We start from the raw sequence: 2,050 nt of genomic DNA, 5'->3' as shown, positions 1-2,050 counted from the left end.
CACGCCCACCGCGCACGCCGCCGACGACCTCACCGGGGTCACCGAACTGCGCGCCGGGAACTACGTCTTCTTCGACCTGGTGATGGCCGGCCTCGGCGTCTGCACGCCGGACGACATCGCCCTGTCGGTGGTGGTCACCGTGATCGGGCACCGCCCGGAGTACGGGTGGATCGTCACCGATGGCGGCTGGATGGCCATGTCCCGCGACCGCGGCACCGCCGGCCAGCCGCAGGACCAGGGCTACGGCCTGGTCACCGACCTGTCCGGCACCCTGATCCCGGGCCTGGTCATGACCGCCGCCGGCCAGGAGCACGGCACCCTCACGGCCCGGGACGGCGCGGCCCTGCCCGAACTGCCCATCGGGACACGGCTGCGCGTCCTGCCCAACCACGCCTGCGCCACGGCCGCCCAGCACCACGGCTACCACGTCGTCGACAGCGGCCGCGGCACGTCGCAGGCCCCCGCGATCGAGGCGTACTGGCACCGCGTCTCCGGCTGGTGACCGCCCCGCTCCGCCTCCCCGTCGTCCTCCCCGTCCCCCGTCCCGTCGCCCGGAGGAGCCAGTCCATGGCCGCCGCACCGCCCCTCACGCTCACCGACGTCCGCGAGGCCGCCGCCCGCCTCGAGGGCGTCGCCCACCGCACCCCCGTCCTCACCTCCCGCACCCTGAACTCCCTGGTCGGAGCGGAGGTGTTCATCAAGGCCGAGAACTTCCAGCGGATCGGCGCCTTCAAGTTCCGAGGCGCCTACAACGCCGTCGCCCAGCTCCCCCCGGAGCAGCTGGCGAAGGGCGTCGCGGCCTACTCCTCCGGCAACCACGCCCAGGCCACCGCGCTCGCCGCCCGTGAGCTGGGCACCCACGCGGTCATCCTGATGCCCGAGGACGCCCCCCGTTCCAAGCGGGAGGCGACCCTCGGGTACGGGGCGGAGGTCGTCACCTACGACCGCTACACCGAGGACCGCACCGCGCTCGGCCACGCCCTGGCCGAGGACCGCGGTCTGGCCCTGATCCCGCCCTACGACCATCCGCACGTCATGGCCGGCCAGGGCACCGCGGCCCTGGAACTGCTCGAGGAGACCGGCCCGTTGGACGCCCTGGTGGTGCCCGTGGGGGGCGGTGGCCTGATCGCCGGATGTGCCACCGCCGCCACCGCGCTGCACCCCGGGATCCGGATCGTCGGGGTCGAGCCGGAGGCGGGTGACGACACCAGGCGTTCCCTGGCGGCCGGCGCGCGCGTCACCGTCCCGGTGCCCCGCACCATCGCCGACGGGCAGGCGCTGTCCACTCCGGGCGAACTCACCTTCCCCGTCAACCAGCGGCTGGTCGAGGCCGTCGCGCTGGTCGGCGACGCCGAGATCGTCACCGCGATGCGGTTCGCGTTCGAACGCCTGAAGATCGTTCTGGAACCGAGCGGCGCCACCGCGCTGGCCGCGCTGCTGGCCGGGCGCGTCGACCGCCTCCCGCGGCGGATCGGCGTCATCGCCTCCGGCGGCAACATCGACGCCGCCCGCTTCACCGCCCTCGTCGGCGGCTGAGGCGCCGGCGGCCGGGCCGTCACACCAGGAAGGCGCCCTCGGTGAGGCCGACGCGAGTGTAGTACTCGGTGCCCAGGAGGCGGTCGCGGGTCTCCTCCGGGAGGCGGGCGAGGAGCGCGGGCAGCGAGCGCTCCCGCGCCACCTCGCTGCGATGGGCCTGCATCGCCGCCCACTTCCGCCCCTGCCACGGCCGTACGTCCACGGTGTCGGTGACGTGCGGATCGGGCACGCTCAGCACGGACTTGCCCACGCCGTCCAGGAGTTCACCCAGCTCGGCCACGGCCGAGTGGGGGTGGGTCGCCAGATACAGGGCGCCGGGCCGCCAGGGCTCGCCCGCCTCGGGGTAGAGCCGCCCGAGCCCGGCGGCGGTCACCGCGAGCAGGGTCATCCGGTGGGTGTGCCGATGGTCGGGGTGGCCGGTCAGCTGCCCGTAGGCGTCATGGGTGACGACGATGCCGGGCCGGACCTCCCGGATGTGGGCGACCAGCCGCCCGACGGCCTCGTCCACCGGGGC

General features: G+C 74.7%; 2 protein-coding genes and 1 pseudogene. 2 read left to right on the top strand and 1 reads right to left on the bottom strand.

The window, feature by feature from the left end; all coding sequences use genetic code 11:
- Both H5J33_RS32765 and H5J33_RS32760 read left to right on the top strand, forming a co-directional pair.
- Positions 1-502: pseudogene (locus H5J33_RS32765) on the top strand (DSD1 family PLP-dependent enzyme); the annotation flags it as partial.
- Between the two features lie 65 nt (positions 503-567).
- On the top strand, positions 568-1,536 hold the full coding sequence (locus H5J33_RS32760) for a threo-3-hydroxy-L-aspartate ammonia-lyase (protein WP_181798348.1): 969 nt from the start codon (positions 568-570) through the stop codon (positions 1,534-1,536).
- 19 nt (positions 1,537-1,555) lie between these two features.
- Here the strand turns inward: H5J33_RS32760 and H5J33_RS32755 are convergent.
- Positions 1,556-2,050 (bottom strand): PIG-L family deacetylase (locus H5J33_RS32755; protein WP_181798347.1); only part of this gene is annotated, 495 nt, incomplete at its 5' end.

The sequence above is a fragment of the Streptomyces sp. WELS2 genome (genome assembly GCF_013870595.1).
Taxonomy (GTDB): domain Bacteria; phylum Actinomycetota; class Actinomycetes; order Streptomycetales; family Streptomycetaceae; genus Streptomyces.
This window is presented reverse-complemented; position numbering and strand designations above follow the sequence as displayed.